Consider the following 18,051-nt stretch of genomic DNA (forward strand, 5'->3'; position numbering starts at 1 on the left):
GTCGCCATGGTGCCCGCAGAGGTCGTGGCTACGGTGAGGCGCCTGGCGGCCGAGAAGCGACGCCCGCCGACGACCGCGACCGAACTGGGGGAGCGCTTCGCCAAGGCGGGGGTGCTGCGCTTCGCCGCACGGCTCGAAGAGGGGCTGAACGTCCACTGAGCGACGGTCGCCCGCGTGGGGCCGCGCGGAACTCTCCCTGGCGGGTGGGCGTCGGTGCAGGGGCGGGGGTGAGCACATCCGGTCACGGCAGGAGGCGGGAACGTGGTGGGCGCGGCGGAGCGGTGGCTGTACGTGGTGCGGCACGGGGAGGCGGACGCCGAGGGCGGGCTGACGGAGCGGGGGCGGCGGCAGGCGCGGGCCCTGGGGGAGCGGCTGCGCGGGGTGCGCCTGGCCGCCGTCCACCACGGCCCGCTCCCGCGCGCCGCCGAGACGGCGCGGCTGGTGGCCGAGCGGCTGGACGGCGTACCGGTGCACGTCGCGGAGGCGGCCGGGGACTACGTGCCGCACACCCCGGAGCGGGAGGAACTGCCCCCCGAGGCGGCGGACTTCCTGCTGGACTTCGTGCACCGCTTCCCCGCGGAGGAACGGCGTCGCGGGCCGGCGCTCGCCGCGGAGGCGGAGGCGCGGTTCACCGGCCCGGTCGAGGGTGGGGAGCCGCGGCACGAGCTGCTGGTGACGCACAACTTCCTCCTCGGGCGGCTGGTGTCCGCCGCGATGTACGCCCCGCCGTGGCGGTGGCTCGCCGTCAACGGCTGCAACTGCGCGCTGACCGTCATCCGGTACGTGCCGGGGCGTCCGCCGTACGTGGTGGTGCACAACGACATGGCGCACCTCCCGGACGAGCTGCGGTGGACCGGTGTGCCGGAGGACCACCGGATCGGCGGCCGGGCGGGTTGACCTTGCCCTTGGGGCAGGCCGCAGCGTCGTCCTTGTCGGGCGAGGCGCCCGGCACGACGAGGAGGCGCGGGAGGCGACGGGCATGGGGCTGCTGACCATCGGGGCGTTCGCGAAGGCGTCACGGCTGTCGCCGAAGGCGCTCCGCCTGTACGACGAGCTGGGCCTGCTGGCACCGGCGCGCGTCGACCCGGACTCCGGCTACCGGTACTACGTGCCGGAGCAGCTGGAGCGCGCCCGGCTGGTGGCCTGGCTGCGGCGACTGGGGATGCCGCTGGCACGGATTCGCGAGGTCTGCGACCTCGCGGAGCCGACCGGGGGACTGGACGCGGCCGACGGCCCGGGCACGGCTCAGGCGGCGGGCGGCGACCACCCGGCGGTGCACGCCGTGCGGGCGTACTGGGCGCAGGTCGAGGCCGACACCGCCGCCCGCCGGGAGCTCGCGACCTTCCTCGTCGACCATCTGAGCCGGAAGGACGCTGCCATGAGCACACGTACCGCACCCCCGCTGGAGATCCGCTGCGCCGCGCTGTCGGACCGGGGACTCGTACGGGAGAGCAATCAGGACGTCGCCTACGCCGGCCCGCGGGTGCTGGCCGTCGCCGACGGGTTCGGCGGGGTGGGCGCCGAGGCCGGCGCCGCCGCGGTGGAGGTCTTCAGGACGCTGGAGGCGGAGCCCGCCCCGGCGGGCGCCCTGCTGAACGTGCTGGAGGACGCCGTCGAACGGGCCGGCCTGGCCGTGCACGGCGTCACCGCGGTGGAACCGTCGCCGGAGCATTCCGGTACGACGCTCACGGCGATGCTGTGGAACGGTGCGCAGCTGGCCCTGGTGCACATCGGCGACTCGCGGGCGTACCTGCTGCGCGACGGCGTCCTGAGCCGGATCACGCACGACCACACGCGGGTGCAGACGATGGTGGACGAGGGCCGGCTCACCCCGGAGGAGGCCGCCTCGCACCCGCAGCGCGCGCTTCTCGTACGGGCGTTGGGAGGGGCCGGGGGCTCGCGCGGGGAGGCCGAGATGCGGCTGCGGGACGCCCGTGCCGGGGACCGCTACCTGCTCTGCTCGGACGGACTCTCCGCGGTGGTGCCGGAGGACGAGCTGCGCCGGGCGGTCACCGCCGAGGGAGAACCGGAGTCGGTGGTGGCGGAGTTGGTCGGGCTGGCCCGCAGGCACGGCGCCCCCGACAACGTGAGCTGCGTCCTCGCGGACGTGCGGGAGAGCGCCGGCTGACGCGGCGAACGCGCGCGACCGCCCGCCGGCGGAGAGCGTCGGCGGGCGGTCGCGGGAAGGTGCCGGGCGGTGGAGGGGTGGGCCGCAGCCCGGCACCGGGTCAGGCGGCGGCGACCAGCTTGGGGTCGGCGCCGTACTGGTTCGGCGCCGGGTTGCCGGCGGTGCAGAGGAAGACCAGCAGGACGATCGGGCCGACCAGCGGGACGAAGCTGATGAAGTACCACCAGCCGGTGCGGCCGGTGTCGTGCAGGCGGCGCACCGTCACCGCGAGGGTGGGGACCAGCACGGCCACGACGTAGACCAGGTAGAGGTACACGCCGTTCTCGCCGAGGGCGGCGAAGCCGATCGCCAGCAGAGCGACCAGGACGATCACGTTGAACAGCGTGAACATCCAGTACTCCTTGCGGCGCGCGCGGCCGCTGAACGTGGCGTAGTTCTTCAGCACGTCGAGGTACCAGTGCATGTCGTCCCCCCAGGGAGCGTGACGGGCCCGTTCCGTTTCGGACAGGGCGCAGAAGGATGAAAGCCGTGGCCGTGGATGCCGCACGGAGGCGCCACCGGAGCGGTGGACGTGGCTCGATCTGCGGGCATGCGCGACCGGCCCGACAGCGCCGAACGAACCAACCGGGTGGCCGAAAAGCGCTGTTGGGAGCGAGGAGAGCGTACGGGCGCCCGGGACGGAACGGTTGACTCCGTTGCCCAGCAGTTGGTGGAACGTGATCAGTTCGTCATCGGTCCGGATGTTCCCGCCGTAACCGCCGTAACCGCCGTAACCGTTGTTCCGAACTTCTTACGGTCGTTCCGGTCGTAGGAGGACTTCCGAGCCGAGCGGCCGGAAGCCCGAGGCCAGGAACGCCCGCAGGGAACGGGCGTTGCCGGGCGCCACGGCGGCGAACACCGGCTCCCCGGCCGGCACCAGGGTCAGCGCGTCGGCGAGCAGTGACCGGCCGCGGAGCCGGGTCGTCCGGTCCTCGGGGTTCCAGAGGCCGATGCTGAGTTCCCGCCGCCCGGCGAGGCCGACGGAGAGGGTGACGAGGCCGTGTGCGTCGCCGTACACGCGCACGTTCCGCCGGACGCGGCGGGCGTGTTCGACGCGCGGGTGCGCGGTGTCCTCCGGGAGCCGGTCCAGGCGCGGCGGTCCGCCGGCGCCGGGAGCGGCGAGGGTGACGTCGACGGCGTCGATCCAGCCCTTCGGGCCGGCGAGGTGCCGCAGGAAGTCGGGCGCCAGCGCCGCGCCGAAGCCGTCCGGCTCGCGGGTGTGCACGTCCGCGGCAGGGAGCGACGTCGCGACGACGGCGTGGCCGGTGAACGCCACGGACGCCTCCAGCCCACCGGGCAGCGGCGGCAGCACCGTCACCCGCCCGTCGGCCGCCGGGAAACGTCCCGCGTACGCGTCGAGGAGGTACCCGAGCAGGGGATGCGGTGGTGCGGAGGGCGCGCTCATCCGGTGAACCTAGCCGCCGGCCCGCGTAGAGTCGCCCGGGTTTCGGTCCGGCGACGGTGGGAGGGCACGGGTGGTCATCGCGGAGGAGCGGGAGTTCGACGCGGAGGAGATGTACGCGCTGTACGACTCCGTCGGCTGGGAGGGGTACACGGCGGACGCCGGGAAGCTGTGCCGCGGGCTGCACAACTCCCACCTCGTGCTCACCGCCCGGGACGAGGCGGGCGTCCTGCTGGGGCCGGCGCGGACGGTGTCCGACGACGAGCACGTCGTCCACGTGCAGGACGTGCTGGTGCGGCCGCAGGCGCAACGGCGGGGCGTCGGCCGGGCGTTGCTCGACCGGCTGCGGGAGCGCTACGCGCACTGCCGCTTCTTCCTCCTCTCGACCGACCATCCGTCGACGTCCGAGGGCGCGCGGAACCACGCGTTCTACCGCAGCATGGGCTTCCTGAGCCTCGCCGAGAAGCAGATGAGCGGCTTCGGCCTGCCGAGGAACCACGGCGAGCAGCGCGCGACGGACGGGAACGCGCCGTAGGTTGGCGGCATGGTGACGACGGCGGGTGAGGTGTTCCTGCGCGGCTTCCACGCGGAGCGGCCGGCGGTGACGGGTGAGGCGTTCGGGCACGGACGGGCGGCCGACGGGCGGACCGGCTACGAGGCGCTGCGCGACCGGGTCGCGGGCTGCCGCCGGGTGCTGGACCTCGGCTGCGGTGACGGGGTGCTGCTGCGTCTCCTGGCCGCCGGCGGCGACGGCCGGCGTGCGGAGACCGTCGCGGGCGTGGACCTGTCGCCGGAGGCCCTGGCGCTGGCCCGGCGGCGGCCGGAGCTGGCACGGGCCGTGCTGGGGGAGAGCCGTGCACAGCAACTCCCTTTCGCGGCAGGGGCGTTCGACGCGTGCGTGTCCCACATGGCGCTGATGCTGATGGACGACGTCGAGCGGGTGGCCGCGGAAGCGGCCAGGGTGCTCGCACCGGGCGGGCTGTTCGCCTGCGTACTGGGCGGCGGCGCCGCGGGCGGGGAGGCGTACGAGGCGTTCCTCCGGCTGCTGCGTCCGCTGCTGGCCGCCGTACCCGAGGAGCGGCGCATGCCGCCGCTGGGCGACCGGCGGGTCCGCAGCCGCGACGGTCTGGACGCGGTGCTCGGCCCGGCCGGGTTCGGCCCGGTGGAGTGGGAGACGCTGCGCATCGACCTCGGTGGCTCGCCGGAAGAGGTGTGGCGGTCGGTGTCGGGCATCTACGACGTGCGGACGCTGGACGGGGGCGCGCGCGCCGGGCTGCGCGCCGCCTTCCTCGCGGAGGCGGCGGCTCTGGCACCCCCGGGCGGCGGGCCGGTGCCCTGCGCGTTCGACGTTCACCTCGCCACGGCCCACCTCGCCACCGCCCGCCTCGCCACGGCGACCGGCCGGGGGTGAGGCCCGCGGGGGCCGGCGCGGACGGGCCCGCCCGGCTCAGGCGCCGAAGCGCTTCAGCAGTTCGTCCTTCTCGAACATGCGGGCCGTCTCCACGGCCGACGGTGTCCCCGCGTGCGGGTCGGCGCCGCCGTCGAGCAGGGCCTCGACCACCTCGTCCTCGCCTTTGAAGACCGCGCCGGCGAGCGGCGTCTGGCCCTTGTCGTTGACCCGGTCGGGGTCCGCGCCGCGCTCCAGCAGGGCCCGGACGGTCGCGGCGTGCCCGTGGTAGGCGGCGAGCATGACGAGCGAGTCGCCCTTGTCGTTGGTGAGGTTCGGCGGGACGCCCATGCCCACGTAGGCGCTGACGGTGCCGGTGTCCCCGTGCCGGGCCAGGTCGAAGATCTTCTGGGCGAGTTCGAGGACCTCCGGGTCGTGCGCGGGCTCGTCGCTCTCGGGCATCGGGGCGTTGGTCATCGCGTGCGTCCTCTCCTGGTGCGTGCGGGGCCGCGCAGGCGCCGGTCGGCGCGCCGTGGCGTGCCGTCTGCCGCCCACCTTACGTACGCTTGCCCGCATGGCCCCGGCTACCAGGCGCATCGTGCTCGGCGTGGCCGTCGCCGCGGTCGTGGTGCTGCTGATGGTGTGGGACGTCGGCCGCGACGGCGCCGGCGCGGAGTCGTGGCCGCGCGCCGTGCTCGGCTGGGTGCTGATCGCCGTGGGCTGCGGCGCGCTGTGGTGGCGTCGCCGGCGGCCGGTGGCGGTCGCCCTCGTGACGCTGGTGTGCAGCGCGCTCTACTTTCCCTTCGCCGACCGCGACGTTCCGCTCCTGGTCGCGGCCTTCGCGGTGGCCCTCTTCACGGTCGCCGCCCAGGGGCACCTGGTCGCCGCGGTCACCCTCGCGGTCGTGACGATGCTGGCGATCGTGGTCTCCGAAGTGCTCGCGGAGCCCGGCCAGCGGCACGTCGACGACACGTCGATCTTCCTGCTGGCGGGCTGGTTCGTCGGCCTGGTCGCCGCGGGCACGGCGTACAGCACGCGGCTGGCCTACCTGCGCGAGGCGGAGCAGCGCGCGCTGGCCGCCGAACGGGAGAAGGACGTCCGCGCGCGGCAGTCGGCGGCCGAGGAACGGCTGCGGATCGCCCGCGAGCTGCACGACGTCCTCGGCCACAACATCTCGCTGATCAACGTGCAGTCCGCCGCCGCCCTGCACCGGTACGCCAAGCACGGGGACGCGGCGGCGCAGGACATGGTCCCCGCCCTGGAGACCGTGCGGGAGACCAGCCGGGAGGCGCTGCGCGAACTGCGTGCCACCCTCGGCGTGCTGCGGCAGGTCGACGACGCGGCCGCGCCGACTTCGCCCGCGGGCGCCGGTCTCGCCCGGATCGCCGAGCTGGCCGAGCGCACCGGCGGGGCGGGACTCCGGGTCCGCGCCGAACTCCCGGAGGAGGGCGCCGCGGAGGGCCTTCCGCCGCAGATCGGCCTCGCCGCGTACCGCATCGTGCAGGAGTCGCTGACCAACGTCGTCCGGCACGCGCGAGCGGCGACGGCCGAGGTGCGCGTGCGGCGCGAGGGCGACGCTCTGCTGGTCACCGTGCAGGACGACGGCAGCGGTGCGCCGCCGGAGGAGAAGGCCGGCGCGGAGGGCAGCGGGCTGGGCGGCATGGCCGAACGCGCCCGGGCGCTGGGCGGCGAGCTGACCACGGGTAACGTCACCGACGACGCCGGCACGGTCCGGGGCTTCCGGGTGGCGGCGCGGCTGCCGGTGCGCGAGACCCCCGCACGCGGCCCCGCCGGGCGCGGGGACCGGGAGGACCGGGAGGGCCGGGGTGGCCGGCCGGGGCGGGAGGAGAGCACGTGAACGCGGACGGAGCGGCCGCGGACGCCGTCGGTGTCCTGCTGGCCGACGACCAGACGCTCGTCCGGGCCGGTTTCCGGTCCATCCTGGACGACGAGGACGACATCCGGGTCGTCGGCGAGGCCGGCGACGGTGCGGCGGCCGTGCGCGCGGCACGCGAACTGCGCCCCGACGTGGTGCTGATGGACATCCGGATGCCCGGAACGGACGGCCTGGAGGCCACCCGGGAGATCGTCGGTGACACGCGCCTGGACGGCGTACGCGTCGTCATCCTCACCACCTTCGACGCGGACGACTACGTCTACGGGGCGCTGCGGTCCGGTGCTTCGGGATTCCTGCTCAAGGACACCGAGCCGACGGAACTGCTGCACGCGGTGCGGGTGGTCGCGCGGGGCGACGCGCTGATCGCCCCCGCCGTCACCCGCCGGCTGATCGCCGAGTTCGCCGGCCGCGTCGCACGGCCCGAACCGGGCCCCCGCCTGAACGCGCTCACCGGGCGAGAGCGCGAGGTCATGGCCCTGGTCGCGGCCGGGCTGACCAACGACGAGATCGCCGCCCGCCTCGTGCTGAGCCCGGCGACGGCGAAGACGCACGTCAGCCGCGTGATGACCAAGCTGGACGTGCGGGACCGCGCGCAGCTGGTGATCCTCGCCTACGAGTCGGGGCTGGTCGCCCCCGGCTGGCTGGACTGACGGCTCCCCGCCTCGCCCGGCTGCGCCGATCCCGGTGCCGCAGCCGGGCAGGGAGCCCCCGGAACGACGGGGCCCCTTAGGGGGCGGGGACCGGCCCGGCCCCGGGGCGCGTCGGGGGCCGGCGCAACCCCGGGGGTACGCGGGAGACGGACGCCGCAACCGGCGCGGTAGCGCAGGTCGCATCCCCGGCCCGACGCGGCCGGGGGTGCCGGACCGGCACCGTGTGGGGCGTGGATGCGGAGACCCTTGACCTGGCGCGGCTGCAGTTCGCCCTGACCGCCGCCGGGCACTTCCTGTTCGTCGCCCTGACCCTCGGCCTGGCGACCGTCGTCGCCTGCGTGCAGACCGTCGCCGTGGCGTCCGGGAATCCCGTGCACCACCGCATGGTGCGCTTCTGGGGGCAGCTCTACGTCATCAACTACGCGGTGGGGATCGTCACCGGCATCGTCATGGAGTTCCAGTTCGGCATGAACTGGAGCGGCCTCGGCCACTACGCGGGCGACGTGTTCGGCGCCTCGCTCGCGCTGGAGACGATCCTCGCCTTCTTCGTCGAGTCGACGTTCCTCGGGCTGTGGATCTTCGGCTGGGGCCGGTTCAACCGGTGGGTACACCTCGGCACCCTCTGGGTCGTCACGCTGACCGCCTACCTGTCCGCGTACTGGATCCTGGTCACCAACGGCTTCCTCAACAACCCCGTCGGCCACCGGGAGACCCCCGACGGGCTGGTGCTGCACGACACCGCGGCCGTGCTCACCAACCCGTCCACGCTCTTCGCCTTCGGGCACATCGCCGCCGGCGCCCTGGTCACGGCCGCGTTCTTCATGGCCGGGGTGAGCGCCTACCACCTCTTCCGGCGGTCCCCGGAACACGAGGTGTTCCGCCGGTCGCTGCGCATCGGCGTGTTCCTGGGGGCGCCCGCGGTGTTCCTCACCGCTGTCACGGGCGGCGTGCAGTTCCCCTTCCTCGCCGGAAACCAGCCGATGAAGATGGCCGTCTTCCGGCGCGACGAGGCCGAGATCGCCCGGCTGCAGGCGGAACTGACCGCGCGCTTCGGGCCGGGCGACTACATGCCGTCCGAGACGTGGACGCAGCTCGGGGCGACGCTGATGCTCGTCGCCTTCGCCCTGATGCTCCTGGTCGCCGGGCTCGGCGTGGTGCTGGGGGCGATCCGGTTCGTGGTGCACCGTCTGCGGGCGTGGCACGTGCTGCTGATGGCGGTCGTGCCCCTGCCGTACGTCGCCATGACGGCCGGGTGGGTCTTCCGCGAGGCCGGACGCCAACCGTGGGTGATCCACGGCCTGCTGCGCACCGAGGACGCCGCCTCGCAGCTCTCCGCCGGGCAGATGCGGCTCTCCCTCGCGGTGTTCGGGGTCCTCTTCGCCCTGCTGATCGCCGGCAACGGGTACTTCCTGCTGCGCGCCGCCGGACGCGGGCCCGCCGCCGTGTCCCTCGGCACGGACGACACGCCCCCCGGGACGCCGGGCGGCGACGACCCGGACGGGCCCCGCACGCGGGACCGGGCGCCCGCCCCCACGTACTGACCCCACGCCGACCCCGGGAAGGAGGCGCAACGCCGCCATGGACGTCCTCGCCGTCGCCCTGCTGGGCCTCTTCACCGCCGGATGGTCCGTGCTGTCCGGAGCCGACCTCGGCGTGGGCATGCTGCTGCCCCACCTGGGTCGCGACGACGACGAACGCCGCCTCGTGCTGCGCACCGTCCTCCCGTACTTCTTCGCCGACGAGGTGTGGCTGGTCGCCGCCGCCGGCGTGTTCATCGGCTGCTTCCCCGACCTGGAAGGCGCCCTGTTCCAGGGGCAGTTCGCCGTGCTGCTGGGCCTGCTCGCGGGCTGGGTGGTGCGGGACGCCGGCCTGTGGTGGCGGGGCGGCGGCACCTCGCGCGCCTGGCGACGGTTCGCCGACGGGCTGGTGGTGGCCGGGAGCTGGGCCGTCGCCCTGTCCTGGGGCCGGCTGCTCGCCGGGCTCCTCCAGGGCGATCCGACCCGGCCCGCCGAAGGCTCGTTCGCCGTCGGCATGGCGCTCACCACCGCGGTCCTCTTCGCCGCCCACGGCCTGGCCTACGCGGGGCGGCGCCTCACCGGGCCGCCGCTGGCACGCGTCCGCGCCCTCAGCGGGCGGACGGCGCCGGCGCCCGCGTACGCGCTCACCGCCGTCGCCGCCGCGGCCCTGCCGCTGCTGGGCGGCGTACGGCTGCCGCTGCGGGAGTCCGCCGCCGACGGGCCGGTGCTGGGCCTGCTCGTCCCCGCGCTGCTGGCCGCCCTGCCGCTGCTGCTCGGCGCCCAGGTCTGGCTGCGTTGGGCGCTGCGCGGGCCGGTGCACGCCGCCGCCCCCGTCCCGGCGGCCGGCCTCCCGGCCGCGCCCCCTGCGGAACGGGGAGGGCCGCCGTGACCGCAGTGACCACAGTGACCGCAGTGACCGCCGTGAAGCGGCGACACCTCCCGACGCCCCGGACCCTCCCGCCTCCCCCGGCCGTGCCCCCGTACCGCGCCCGGCGCGGCCGCCGGCCGCACGGCACCGGCACCTCACGCACAGAACGGAGCCCACGATGACCACCTCTCCGCCCGGCACGCGCCCCACGGCGCCCGCCGCCGGACACGACCCCGGCCGACGGCCCGGCATCCTCGAACGCGTCGCCGCCTTCTCGCACCGCCGCCGGTGGACCGCGCTCGCGCTGTGGGCCGCCGTGCTCATCGGGGTCCAGGCCGCGGCCGGAGTCGTCTCCAGCGACTACCGGAACGAATTCTCCCTCCCCGGCACCGAGTCCCAGCAGGCGCTGGAGACACTGCAGGACCACGGCGCCGCGCAGGCCGGCGACACCGTCCAGATCGTGCTGCACGACGAGGACGGTCTCGCCGCCCCGGGCACCGAACGCCGCGTCGAGGCCGTGCTCGACGACGTCCGCGCGCTCGACGGCGTGGCCCAGGTACGCAGCCCGTACCAGGACCGCGGGGCGGTCTCCGACGACGGCACCCTCGCCTACGCGACGGTCACGCTCGACGGCAAGGCCGAGGAGATGCCCGTCCCCGACACGCGCCGCCTCATCGACACCGCGCAGGACGCGCAGGGCGGCGGCCTGAGCGTCGCCCTCGGCGGCGAGGCGGTGCGCGCCGCCGGCGAGGAGGGCGGCGGCGGAGCCGAGGGCGCGGGCATCCTCGGCGCGCTGGTCATCCTGGTGTTCCTGTTCGGGTCGGTCGTCGCGGCCGGACTCCCGGTGGTCACCGCGCTGTTCGCGGTCGGCAGCACCATGGGCCTCATCGTGCTCGCCTCGCACGTCGTGACGCTCGCCGACTTCACACTGCCGCTGATGATGCTGGTCGGCCTCGGCGTCGGGATCGACTACGCGCTGCTGGTCTTCTCCCGCTACCGCACCGAACTGCTCGCCCACGGCGGGCGCGCGGCGGAGGGCGCGGGGGGCCCGGCCGACGGTGCCGCCGGACCGGACGCTCCGGACGGCCCGGCCGCCGTACGGGAACGCGCCACGCGGGTCGCGCTCGACGCGGCCGGCCGTACGGTCTTCTTCGCCGCCTGCACCGTCGTCATCGCCCTCCTCGGGCTCGTCGCCCTCGGCCTCGGGTCCCTCCAGGGCGTCGCTCTCGCGATGGCGCTGACCGTGCTGGTCACCATGGTCGCGTCGCTGACCCTGCTGCCCGCGCTGCTCGGCGTGTTCGGGCGCCGCATCCAGCGGAACGTGGAGCGGCGCGACGCCCGCCGGGCCGCGCGCGGGCGCGGCGACGACGGCGCCGCGTGGCGGCGCTGGGCCACCGCCGTGCAGCGGCGGCCGTGGGCCGCGCTGCTGGTCGCCGTGCTCGCGCTGGGGGCCCTCGCCGCACCCGCCGCGGGGCTGCGCCTCGGCTTCGCCGACGCCGGCAACGACCCCGCGGCGAGCACGAGCCGGCAGGCGTACGACCTCCTCGCCGAGGGCTTCGGCCCGGGGTTCAACGGGCCGCTCGTGGTCGTCGCCGACGGCGGCGGCGAAGCCGTCGGCGACGCGGCGGGGGCGTTGCGGGCCACCCTGCTCGACACCCCCGGCGTCGCCGCGGCCTCCCCGCCGCTGCCCACCGGGGACTCCTCGACGGCGACCGTGCTCGCCTACCCCGAGACCGCGCCCCAGGACGAGGCCACCTCCGACCTGGTCGCGGCCCTGCGCGGTGAGGTGCTGCCACCGCTGGAGGCCCACACCGGGGCGGAGTTCCTGGTCGGCGGATCGACGGCCGCCGCGCAGGACTTCGCGTCCACGGTCGCGGACCGGATGCCGCTGTTCGTCGCCCTGGTGGTCGGACTCTCCGCGCTGCTGCTGACCGCCGTGTTCCGCTCGCTGCTCATCCCGCTCAAGGCCGCCGTGCTGAACCTGCTGAGCATCGGCGCCTCCCTGGGCGTCGTCACGCTCGTCTTCCAGCAGGGCTGGCTGGGTGCCCAGCCCGGCCCGGTGGAGGCGTTCATCCCGGTGATGATCTTCGCGATCGTCTTCGGACTGTCCATGGACTACGAGGTGTTCCTGCTCTCCCGCATCCACGAGGAGTGGGAGCGCACGCGCGATCCGGCGGTCGCCGTCCGCGAAGGGCTCGCCCACACCGGACGGGTCATCACCGCGGCGGCGGCCATCATGATCGTCGTGTTCGCGGCATTCATCCTCAGCCCCGACCGGATGCTTCAGCAGTTCGGCCTCGGCCTGGCTGTGGCGATCCTGCTGGACGCGGTGGTCATCCGGTGCCTCATCGTCCCGGCCGTGATGCAGCTCCTCGGAGCCCGCGCCTGGTGGCTGCCCCGCCCGCTGGCCCGGCTCCTGCCCAGGGTGGAGCTGGAGCGGCACTGACCGCCGTTCGCCGGTCCGGTCAGACGCGTGCGGCGGGGTCGACGGCACGCAGCACGGGCGCGAGCGAGTCGACGACGTGCTCCGCCCCCGCCGCACGCAGCCGTGCCGCCCTGCCCTCCGTGCTCGCGTACCCGAGGAAGGGGACCCCGAGGGCCCGTGCGGCCTCGAAGTCCCGTGCCGCGTCGCCGATCACCAGGGCGTCGGCGGGCGCGGTCGCCGTCGACGCCAGCGCCCGTTCGAGGCAGTACGGGTCCGGCTTCAGCCGCAGCTCGTCGGGCGTGCGGCCGTGGACGTGCCCGGCGAACACCTCGTCCGTGGCCCGGGTCCGCAGGTAGCGCTCGACGGCGGAGGGGGAGTTGTTCGTGGCGACGGCCAGCCGCCGGCCGGTCGCGCGCAGCGTGTGCACGAGCCGGTCGGCGTACGGGGTGGGGTAGGCGAGCGGCGCCGCCTCGCACTCCTCCTCCGTCAGCGCCTTCTCCAGCAGCGTCGTGAGCTCCCGGCTGCGGCCGGAGCCGAGGGCGTTCGCGAGGATCACGTACGGGTCGCGCGTGTCCGGCAGCCAGGTGCCGCTCTCCCGACCCTCGTCGAAGCCGTCGGCGAGCGTCCGCAGCCGCTCGGCCACCTGGGGAGCCGGGCGTCCGTGGAAGAGGGCGCAGAGCGGGCCGTCGAAGTCGAACAGGACGGTGCTGGCGGCGTCTACGAGTGGGCGCATCGCGATCCGTTTCGCCGGGCGGGCTGGAGAGCTCAACTATCGCCGCCCCCTCGGCCTCCGTACAGCGCCGAGCACATGGGCGCGGTATGCGGCGGCGACGTCCTCGGGCTCCGGTACGTACGCCGGTCCCAGGACGTCCGCCGCCCGCCGCAGCAGGGCGTGGACGGTCTCACCTGTCTCCTTGAGCCGGACGCGGCGCTCGCCGGGGTCGGCCGTCACCAGCTTCTGGGCGTGACGCACCACGTCGGTGAACACCGACTGAGCTCTCTTGTAGGCGAGATAGCGCGGGAGATCGTCCCGCCACCCGGCGTCCGCCCCGGGCAGCACGCCGCTGACCGCCCGGCGCCAGCGCTCCGTCACCTCTTCCTCCTGCGCGGCCGGGTACTGCATCAGGTAAAGGTGCGTGGCGAGGTCGTAGAGGGGGTCGCCGAGCATGGCGAGTTCCCAGTCGATGGTCCACAGGCGCTGGTCCGACGCATCGACGATGAAGTTCGCCCGGTGCAGATCGCCGTGCAGCAGGCAGAACGGGCGGGAGGTGAAGTCGCCCGCTTCTCTGGCCGGGCGGGCACGCGGGGTCAGCGGACGGCGGGGGACGCCGAGCGCGCGGAAGAGCGGCCCGTAGGTGCCGCGATGCCTCCGGTACCCCTCCCGCCGGGTGAAGGCGACGAGGGTCGAGAAGAACCTGCCCGTGTCGCCGTTCTCCGCCCTTTCCCGCTCGGCGCAGGTGCGCTCCGTGCGGACGTCGGCGGCGCGGACGGACGCGAGCTGCCGGAAGCGTTCCTCGATGTCGGAGAGGTGCTGGTCCGCGACCGGGGCACCGGGGGCGGAGACCTCCGCCAGGGTGGTGCCCGGGATGAAGTCCTGCACCAGGAGGCGCCGGCCAGGAGGCGCCGAGCCGCCGCCGGGCTCCTTCTCGTACACGGCGGGGATCCGGGTCATGCCCAGACCGCCGAGTTCCGCGAGGAGTGGTTCCTCCGCGGCGAAGCAGCGCCGGTCGAACCAGAGCACGGCGTCGCGTGGTTCGGCGAGCTTGATGCGCCTGTCGCCCAGCGGGTCCCCGAGCACATGCCAGAAGCGGTGCTGCCCCTGGTACGTGTGGTAGTGCTCGGTCATTTCAGGGCGATCCTAGGGCCCGACCTGCCGGGCCACGAGAGGTCTGCGGCGAGTTCACCGACGAGTTCACCCCTGCGCGTGCTGCTCGAACGCCGAAACGACCTCGCCCAGATCCCCCACCACCTCGTCAGCCTCAGCGGCGGCGAGATCGGCGCGGCGCTCGGGGCGGGGCGAGAAGCCGAGGAACGGCACCCGGGCCGCTCGGGCGGCCCGGAGATCGTGAACGGTGTCGCCGATCATCAGCGCTCTGCTCGCCGGCGTGCTCGTGGCGGTCAGGGCCCGCAGGAGGCAGTCCGGGTGCGGCTTCAGCAGACGCGCGTCGTCCTGGCGGCCGTGCACATGCTCGGCGAAGAGCGGCATCAGCCCGTGGCGGGTGAGGTAGTGCTCGACCGCAGGCGCGGAGTTGTTGGTCGTGACGGCCACCCGCCGCCCGGCCGCGACGAGGGACCGGGCGAGAGCATCGGCGTGCAGAGTCGGTTCGGCGGACTCGGCCGCCCGCAACTCCTCCTCGGTCAGCGCCTTCTGCAGCGTCGCCGCCAGGGAGCTGTGCGCCTCGGCGGCGCGGAGCACCGCGAGTGGATCGCCGGTGTCCGCCACCCGGCGCAGCAGCTCGTCCTGGCCGCCCTGTTCGCGTATCAGGGAGCGCAGGTTCTCGGCGATGAGCGGAGCCGGGTGGTGGGCGAACAGCCGGCAGATCGGCCCGTCGAAGTCGAAGAGTATGCAGTCCGCCGAGCGGATCAGATCGCGCATCTAACCGAGTGTGAAGGGTTGGGCCATGGTTGACCACAGCGAGTCGAACCATGCCTGCGAGCTGCGCACGAACGCCGCATCCTGTCCGTCGCGGGCGTCCGGTCCACAGGAGGACCGGAACAGCTTCGCGTCGATCCCGAGTACGTCGAAGATCGACATCTCCTCCTCCTCGTACACCACGGTCCGGGGCACCACCTGGTAGTAACCGAGCAGCGATTCCGTGCCGTTGAGCAGGTAGAGCTTGTGCATCGGCGTCACCGGGACGCTGCGGAACTGCAGGGAGGCGTCCTCGACGAGACCAAGGGCCCGTAGAGACTCGAGCCCCATCTCCAGGGTGCCCTGGCAGGTGTGCATGATCCCGTGCAGGCGCTGGAGCGGACGGGGGTCCGCCGGGTCGGCGACGAGTCTCGGCAGGGCCAGGCGCGCGTCGATGGCCGGAACCAGCACCCGCAGCGTGACGGTCCGAGGAGTCAACTCGCCGGCCCGGACACCCTTGTAGGCGAAGGCGAGCGCATCGTGGAGCGTCTCCGTGGTCAGCGAGAAGACGTCGATCGTGACGTGTTCGGCTTCGAAGGCCGCGCGGATGCGGTCCGGGAGGAGGACGCCGGCGGTCTGCGGAGCCGGGGCGGGCGGCGGGGGCTCGTTCACCGTGGCCGGGGCGCCGCGACCGAGGGTGACCAGGCCCTCGTCCTCGAGCGTGGTCAGCGCCTGCCGGATCACGCTGCCGCTCACGCCGAACTCGGTCGCGAGGTCGGCCCGCTTGGGCAGCGAGCCGCCCGGGGCCACCGCACCGCTGGTGATGCGCTCGCGCAGCACGGCGGCGACGGTCAGGGACGTGCTCTGGGAGCTCACTGATCGACCGTACAACGCGGGCGGTGAGTTGGGGAGTTGTTGGACGTTGTTCGAAGCGAACTGTTTTCGACCTCGCGCCAACTGGGAAGAAGTTGGGCAGAGTTGGTCGGGGTTCATCGACAACTCGCGGGAGGACGACGAAGTTCTCCGCCGATGGCCCTCGGGCTCAAGGGTTCCACCCGTCAAGGTCCGCGTCCGGACCGCGCAGCGGTCCGGGCTCTCCCGGAGGGAGAACGCCATGCCCGTCCTCGCGATTCTCTTCGCCGTCTTCGTCGTCGCCTTCGAGGAACTCGTGGAGTGGCGCTTCGGCGTCGCCGGCGTCTTCGCGCTCGTGCTGCTGAGCATCGGCTGGCACGCGAAGAACGTCACGTGCAGCTGCGTCGGCGCCGTGGTGCTCACCCTGCTGCTCGTGCACTGAGTGCGACCGCGTGGTCGCTCCCCGGAGCAGGTCGACTTGACGTACCCGGGCGAGGGGCGTGGACTGTAAACGAACCACGTGCTTGGGACCTCAGGCACCCGCGGGAGCGACCTTCGGTCGCACTCGGACCGGTGTGTCGCCCGGCGCGCTCCCGCCGCTCTCCGGAACGTCACGGTCACGGCTGAGCACCGCAGAAGCGCTTGATGCCGCCGCAGGCGGCGCCCCACGGAAGGAGCCGGTCATGCTGATGGCTCACCCCGCGGTCCTGGAAAAGCTGGTCGAACAGTACGAGACGCTGCGCGCGCTGCACGCCGAGGAGGGCAGCGACAAGGCACGGCAGCGCCTGGACGACGTGTCGTACACGCTGTGCATCGCGACCGGCACGCAGGACGTCGACGCCGCGTTGATCGCGGCGCGGCACCGCCTGCCCGGCGCGCGCCCGGAGGACGACTCGGTGCTGGAGCACTGACCGCGGGGACGCCTCGGAACGGGCCGGCCGCATCGCCGTGCGCCGTCAGAAGATGTCCGGGCACCAGGGGCGGCGCGCGGTGCGGAAGAGCGCGTCGGCCTTCGCCGCCGCACCGGGCGTGTGCTCGGCCACGCGCCCCAGGGCGGCCAGGCGGGTCGCCGTCTCGTCGCCCAGGTAGAGGGTGCCGAGTGCGGAGACGTCCATCGACAGGTCCGCGCCGTCCTCGGTGCGCGTGCACGCGGCGCCCTCCGGGCCGGTCTCCAGGCGGAACCTCCCGCCGGCGAGGCCGGTCTCGTCGTGCAGGTCCAGGACGAGGGTCCCGGGCACGGCGTACGTGCGGGCCCCCAGCATGCGCGGGACGTCCAGCGGACGCAGCCAGAGGAAGTCGGCGTGCGCGTCGATGCGGGCGGCCCGCGGGTCCGGCAGCAGCAGCGGCAGCACGTCGTCGGGTGCGCGGTGGCCGGAGCGGAGCGTGGTGACCCAGTCGACGGACAACAGGAAGTGCCACAGCGCGCGTTCGGCCTGCGGAGTGGCGGCCTCCAGCTTGCCGACGCTGAGAGTGCAGTGCGGCAGCTTGTTGTGCCAGGTGTCGTGCCGGGCGGTGTACGTCACGGTGCCCTGCACGACGCCCTCGGCGTCGCGGAAGACGGCGCAGAACGGGGGCTCCCACTCGTCGTCGGGCCAGCGGAGTGCGCCGGTGTTCATCCGCCACCAGCGGTCGTTCCGGTCGATGACGCCCTGGCGGTGCGGCTGCGCGCGGAACCGCTCGTGGAATTCCGGGGCCACGCGGCGGAACGCGTCCGGCTCGACCAGGTCGACGCGTCCCTCGCCCTGAGGCGGCCCGGCGTAGCGGCGGTTCAGACCGGTCCGGGGGACGTCGACCGTGAACTCGGTGGTCCAGGCGGCCGGGCCGAAACCGTGGTGGCCGTAGATCGGGTACTCGGCGGCGATCAGGGAGGCGACGGCGTCGCCGCGTTCCTTCGCCGCCGCCATGGCCTCGCCCATCATGCGGGTGAGCAGGCCGCGACGCCGGTGCGTGGGGGAGACGGTGACGTTGGTGACGGCGCAGGACGGCAGCGCCGCACCGCCCGGCACGGTCAGCTGCTGCGGCATGGTGCGGAAGGTGCCCACGCAGCGGCCGCCGTCGAACGCGCCCTGGGTGCGGTCGACGGCCACCCCGCCGCCGCGCACCGCGATCTCCTCGTCCGTCAGCTCCTTGCCGTTCAGGAAGCCGACGTGCACCGCGCGGAACCAGGCGGGCAGGTCGTCGTCGGTGAGGGTCCGGATCTCGGGCGTCATGGGCACACGCTAGGTGGGTGCTGACCAGCGGCGCACGTCGTTTTCCGCCCGGCCACGGCGCGGAAGCGGCGACGGCCATGGCGCGGAAGGGCGACGGGCCGGTG

20 protein-coding genes are annotated in these 18,051 nt (G+C 74.3%); 12 read left to right on the plus strand and 8 right to left on the minus strand.

Features of this window, described 5'->3' with window-relative positions:
* Positions 1 to 6 precede the first annotated feature (6 nt).
* The 3 genes from K304_RS34210 (at position 7) to K304_RS0122965 (ending at position 2,128) form a co-directional block, all read left to right on the plus strand.
* Positions 7 to 159: a VapC50 family PIN domain-containing toxin gene (locus K304_RS34210; protein WP_486591779.1), complete on the plus strand. Its 153-nt coding sequence runs from the start codon at positions 7 to 9 to the stop codon at positions 157 to 159.
* A 102-nt stretch (positions 160 to 261) separates the two neighbouring features.
* Positions 262 to 897, plus strand: coding sequence for a histidine phosphatase family protein (locus K304_RS0122960; protein WP_027765629.1), 636 nt, complete (start codon positions 262 to 264; stop codon positions 895 to 897).
* Between the two features lie 82 nt (positions 898 to 979).
* Positions 980 to 2,128 (plus strand): MerR family transcriptional regulator, encoded by a 1,149-nt coding sequence (locus K304_RS0122965; RefSeq protein ID WP_027765630.1) that lies wholly within the window; start codon positions 980 to 982, stop codon positions 2,126 to 2,128.
* A gap of 100 nt (positions 2,129 to 2,228) precedes the next feature.
* Here the strand turns inward: K304_RS0122965 and K304_RS0122970 are convergent, their stop codons facing one another.
* Both K304_RS0122970 and K304_RS0122975 read right to left on the minus strand, forming a co-directional pair.
* Positions 2,229 to 2,591, minus strand: coding sequence for a DUF805 domain-containing protein (locus K304_RS0122970; RefSeq protein ID WP_027765631.1), 363 nt, complete (start codon positions 2,589 to 2,591; stop codon positions 2,229 to 2,231).
* A gap of 327 nt (positions 2,592 to 2,918) precedes the next feature.
* Positions 2,919 to 3,572, minus strand: coding sequence for a hypothetical protein (locus K304_RS0122975; protein ID WP_037791506.1), 654 nt, complete (start codon positions 3,570 to 3,572; stop codon positions 2,919 to 2,921).
* A 70-nt stretch (positions 3,573 to 3,642) separates the two neighbouring features.
* Between K304_RS0122975 and K304_RS30785 the strand changes: the two genes are divergently transcribed.
* Both K304_RS30785 and K304_RS30790 read left to right on the plus strand, forming a co-directional pair.
* The gene (locus K304_RS30785) at positions 3,643 to 4,104 is read left to right on the plus strand and encodes a GNAT family N-acetyltransferase (RefSeq protein ID WP_051308736.1); all 462 of its coding nucleotides are present in this window, start codon (positions 3,643 to 3,645) and stop codon (positions 4,102 to 4,104) included.
* Between the two features lie 9 nt (positions 4,105 to 4,113).
* Complete coding sequence (locus K304_RS30790) at positions 4,114 to 4,980, plus strand: class I SAM-dependent methyltransferase (protein WP_051308737.1); 867 nt, start codon at positions 4,114 to 4,116, stop codon at positions 4,978 to 4,980.
* Positions 4,981 to 5,016: 36 nt separating this feature from the next.
* Here the strand turns inward: K304_RS30790 and K304_RS0122990 are convergent, their stop codons facing one another.
* On the minus strand, positions 5,017 to 5,433 hold the full coding sequence (locus tag K304_RS0122990) for an ankyrin repeat domain-containing protein (protein WP_027765633.1): 417 nt from the start codon (positions 5,431 to 5,433) through the stop codon (positions 5,017 to 5,019).
* A 97-nt stretch (positions 5,434 to 5,530) separates the two neighbouring features.
* On the opposite strand from K304_RS0122990, the gene K304_RS30795 reads away from it, so the two are divergent.
* The 5 genes from K304_RS30795 (at position 5,531) to K304_RS0123015 (ending at position 12,334) form a co-directional block, all read left to right on the plus strand.
* Positions 5,531 to 6,814 carry a sensor histidine kinase gene (locus K304_RS30795; RefSeq protein ID WP_051308738.1) on the plus strand — a complete coding sequence of 428 codons (1,284 nt, stop codon included), beginning with the start codon at positions 5,531 to 5,533 and terminating at the stop codon, positions 6,812 to 6,814.
* Entirely contained in the window at positions 6,811 to 7,503 is a 693-nt protein-coding gene (locus K304_RS0123000; protein ID WP_027765634.1) for a response regulator transcription factor, read from the plus strand. The genes K304_RS30795 and K304_RS0123000 overlap by 4 nt, the downstream gene beginning before the upstream one ends.
* A 230-nt stretch (positions 7,504 to 7,733) precedes the next feature.
* Positions 7,734 to 9,044, plus strand: coding sequence for a cytochrome ubiquinol oxidase subunit I (locus K304_RS30800; RefSeq protein WP_051308804.1), 1,311 nt, complete (start codon positions 7,734 to 7,736; stop codon positions 9,042 to 9,044).
* A gap of 37 nt (positions 9,045 to 9,081) precedes the next feature.
* Positions 9,082 to 9,909 carry a cytochrome d ubiquinol oxidase subunit II gene (locus tag K304_RS30805; RefSeq protein ID WP_078529561.1) on the plus strand — a complete coding sequence of 276 codons (828 nt, stop codon included), beginning with the start codon at positions 9,082 to 9,084 and terminating at the stop codon, positions 9,907 to 9,909.
* A gap of 157 nt (positions 9,910 to 10,066) precedes the next feature.
* Entirely contained in the window at positions 10,067 to 12,334 is a 2,268-nt protein-coding gene (locus K304_RS0123015) for an MMPL family transporter (RefSeq protein WP_027765635.1), read from the plus strand.
* Between the two features lie 19 nt (positions 12,335 to 12,353).
* Here K304_RS0123015 and K304_RS0123020 read toward each other — a convergent pair whose 3' ends face one another.
* The 4 genes from K304_RS0123020 to K304_RS0123035 all read right to left on the minus strand — a co-directional run bounded on the left by K304_RS0123020 (position 12,354) and on the right by K304_RS0123035 (position 15,761).
* Positions 12,354 to 13,046, minus strand: coding sequence for an HAD family hydrolase (locus tag K304_RS0123020; RefSeq protein ID WP_027765636.1), 693 nt, complete (start codon positions 13,044 to 13,046; stop codon positions 12,354 to 12,356).
* Positions 13,047 to 13,082: 36 nt separating this feature from the next.
* Positions 13,083 to 14,159: an aminoglycoside phosphotransferase family protein gene (locus K304_RS30810; protein WP_051308739.1), complete on the minus strand. Its 1,077-nt coding sequence runs from the start codon at positions 14,157 to 14,159 to the stop codon at positions 13,083 to 13,085.
* Between the two features lie 66 nt (positions 14,160 to 14,225).
* A complete protein-coding gene (locus tag K304_RS30815) occupies positions 14,226 to 14,909 on the minus strand; it encodes an HAD-IA family hydrolase (protein ID WP_037791509.1) in 684 nt (227 codons plus the stop codon).
* Positions 14,910 to 15,761 (minus strand): FadR/GntR family transcriptional regulator, encoded by an 852-nt coding sequence (locus K304_RS0123035; RefSeq protein WP_027765637.1) that lies wholly within the window; start codon positions 15,759 to 15,761, stop codon positions 14,910 to 14,912. It lies immediately after the preceding gene.
* A gap of 238 nt (positions 15,762 to 15,999) precedes the next feature.
* Between K304_RS0123035 and K304_RS0123040 the strand changes: the two genes are divergently transcribed.
* Both K304_RS0123040 and K304_RS0123045 read left to right on the plus strand, forming a co-directional pair.
* Positions 16,000 to 16,179 carry a hypothetical protein gene (locus tag K304_RS0123040; protein ID WP_027765638.1) on the plus strand — a complete coding sequence of 60 codons (180 nt, stop codon included), beginning with the start codon at positions 16,000 to 16,002 and terminating at the stop codon, positions 16,177 to 16,179.
* A 241-nt stretch (positions 16,180 to 16,420) separates the two neighbouring features.
* Positions 16,421 to 16,648 carry a DUF5133 domain-containing protein gene (locus K304_RS0123045; RefSeq protein WP_027765639.1) on the plus strand — a complete coding sequence of 76 codons (228 nt, stop codon included), beginning with the start codon at positions 16,421 to 16,423 and terminating at the stop codon, positions 16,646 to 16,648.
* A 45-nt stretch (positions 16,649 to 16,693) separates the two neighbouring features.
* Here K304_RS0123045 and K304_RS0123050 read toward each other — a convergent pair whose 3' ends face one another.
* The gene (locus K304_RS0123050; protein WP_027765640.1) at positions 16,694 to 17,947 is read right to left on the minus strand and encodes a GNAT family N-acetyltransferase; all 1,254 of its coding nucleotides are present in this window, start codon (positions 17,945 to 17,947) and stop codon (positions 16,694 to 16,696) included.
* Positions 17,948 to 18,051: the final 104 nt, after the last annotated feature.

Source organism: Streptomyces sp. CNS606 (assembly GCF_000426325.1).

Excerpts from the sequence above, each read along its gene's own strand:
- K304_RS34210 (WP_486591779.1), top strand. The coding sequence starts at position 7 with ATGGTGCCCGCAGAGGTCGTGGCTACGGTGAGGCGCCTGGCGGCCGAG.
- K304_RS0122965 (WP_027765630.1), top strand. The coding sequence starts at position 980 with ATGGGGCTGCTGACCATCGGGGCGTTCGCGAAGGCGTCACGGCTGTCG.
- K304_RS0122970 (WP_027765631.1), bottom strand. The coding sequence starts at position 2,591 with ATGCACTGGTACCTCGACGTGCTGAAGAACTACGCCACGTTCAGCGGC.
- K304_RS0122975 (WP_037791506.1), bottom strand. The coding sequence starts at position 3,572 with ATGAGCGCGCCCTCCGCACCACCGCATCCCCTGCTCGGGTACCTCCTC.
- K304_RS30790 (WP_051308737.1), top strand. The coding sequence starts at position 4,114 with ATGGTGACGACGGCGGGTGAGGTGTTCCTGCGCGGCTTCCACGCGGAG.
- K304_RS0122990 (WP_027765633.1), bottom strand. The coding sequence starts at position 5,433 with ATGACCAACGCCCCGATGCCCGAGAGCGACGAGCCCGCGCACGACCCG.
- K304_RS30795 (WP_051308738.1), top strand. The coding sequence starts at position 5,531 with ATGGCCCCGGCTACCAGGCGCATCGTGCTCGGCGTGGCCGTCGCCGCG.
- K304_RS30805 (WP_078529561.1), top strand. The coding sequence starts at position 9,082 with ATGGACGTCCTCGCCGTCGCCCTGCTGGGCCTCTTCACCGCCGGATGG.
- K304_RS0123015 (WP_027765635.1), top strand. The coding sequence starts at position 10,067 with ATGACCACCTCTCCGCCCGGCACGCGCCCCACGGCGCCCGCCGCCGGA.
- K304_RS0123020 (WP_027765636.1), bottom strand. The coding sequence starts at position 13,046 with ATGCGCCCACTCGTAGACGCCGCCAGCACCGTCCTGTTCGACTTCGAC.
- K304_RS30810 (WP_051308739.1), bottom strand. The coding sequence starts at position 14,159 with ATGACCGAGCACTACCACACGTACCAGGGGCAGCACCGCTTCTGGCAT.
- K304_RS30815 (WP_037791509.1), bottom strand. The coding sequence starts at position 14,909 with ATGCGCGATCTGATCCGCTCGGCGGACTGCATACTCTTCGACTTCGAC.
- K304_RS0123040 (WP_027765638.1), top strand. The coding sequence starts at position 16,000 with ATGCCCGTCCTCGCGATTCTCTTCGCCGTCTTCGTCGTCGCCTTCGAG.
- K304_RS0123045 (WP_027765639.1), top strand. The coding sequence starts at position 16,421 with ATGCTGATGGCTCACCCCGCGGTCCTGGAAAAGCTGGTCGAACAGTAC.
- K304_RS0123050 (WP_027765640.1), bottom strand. The coding sequence starts at position 17,947 with ATGACGCCCGAGATCCGGACCCTCACCGACGACGACCTGCCCGCCTGG.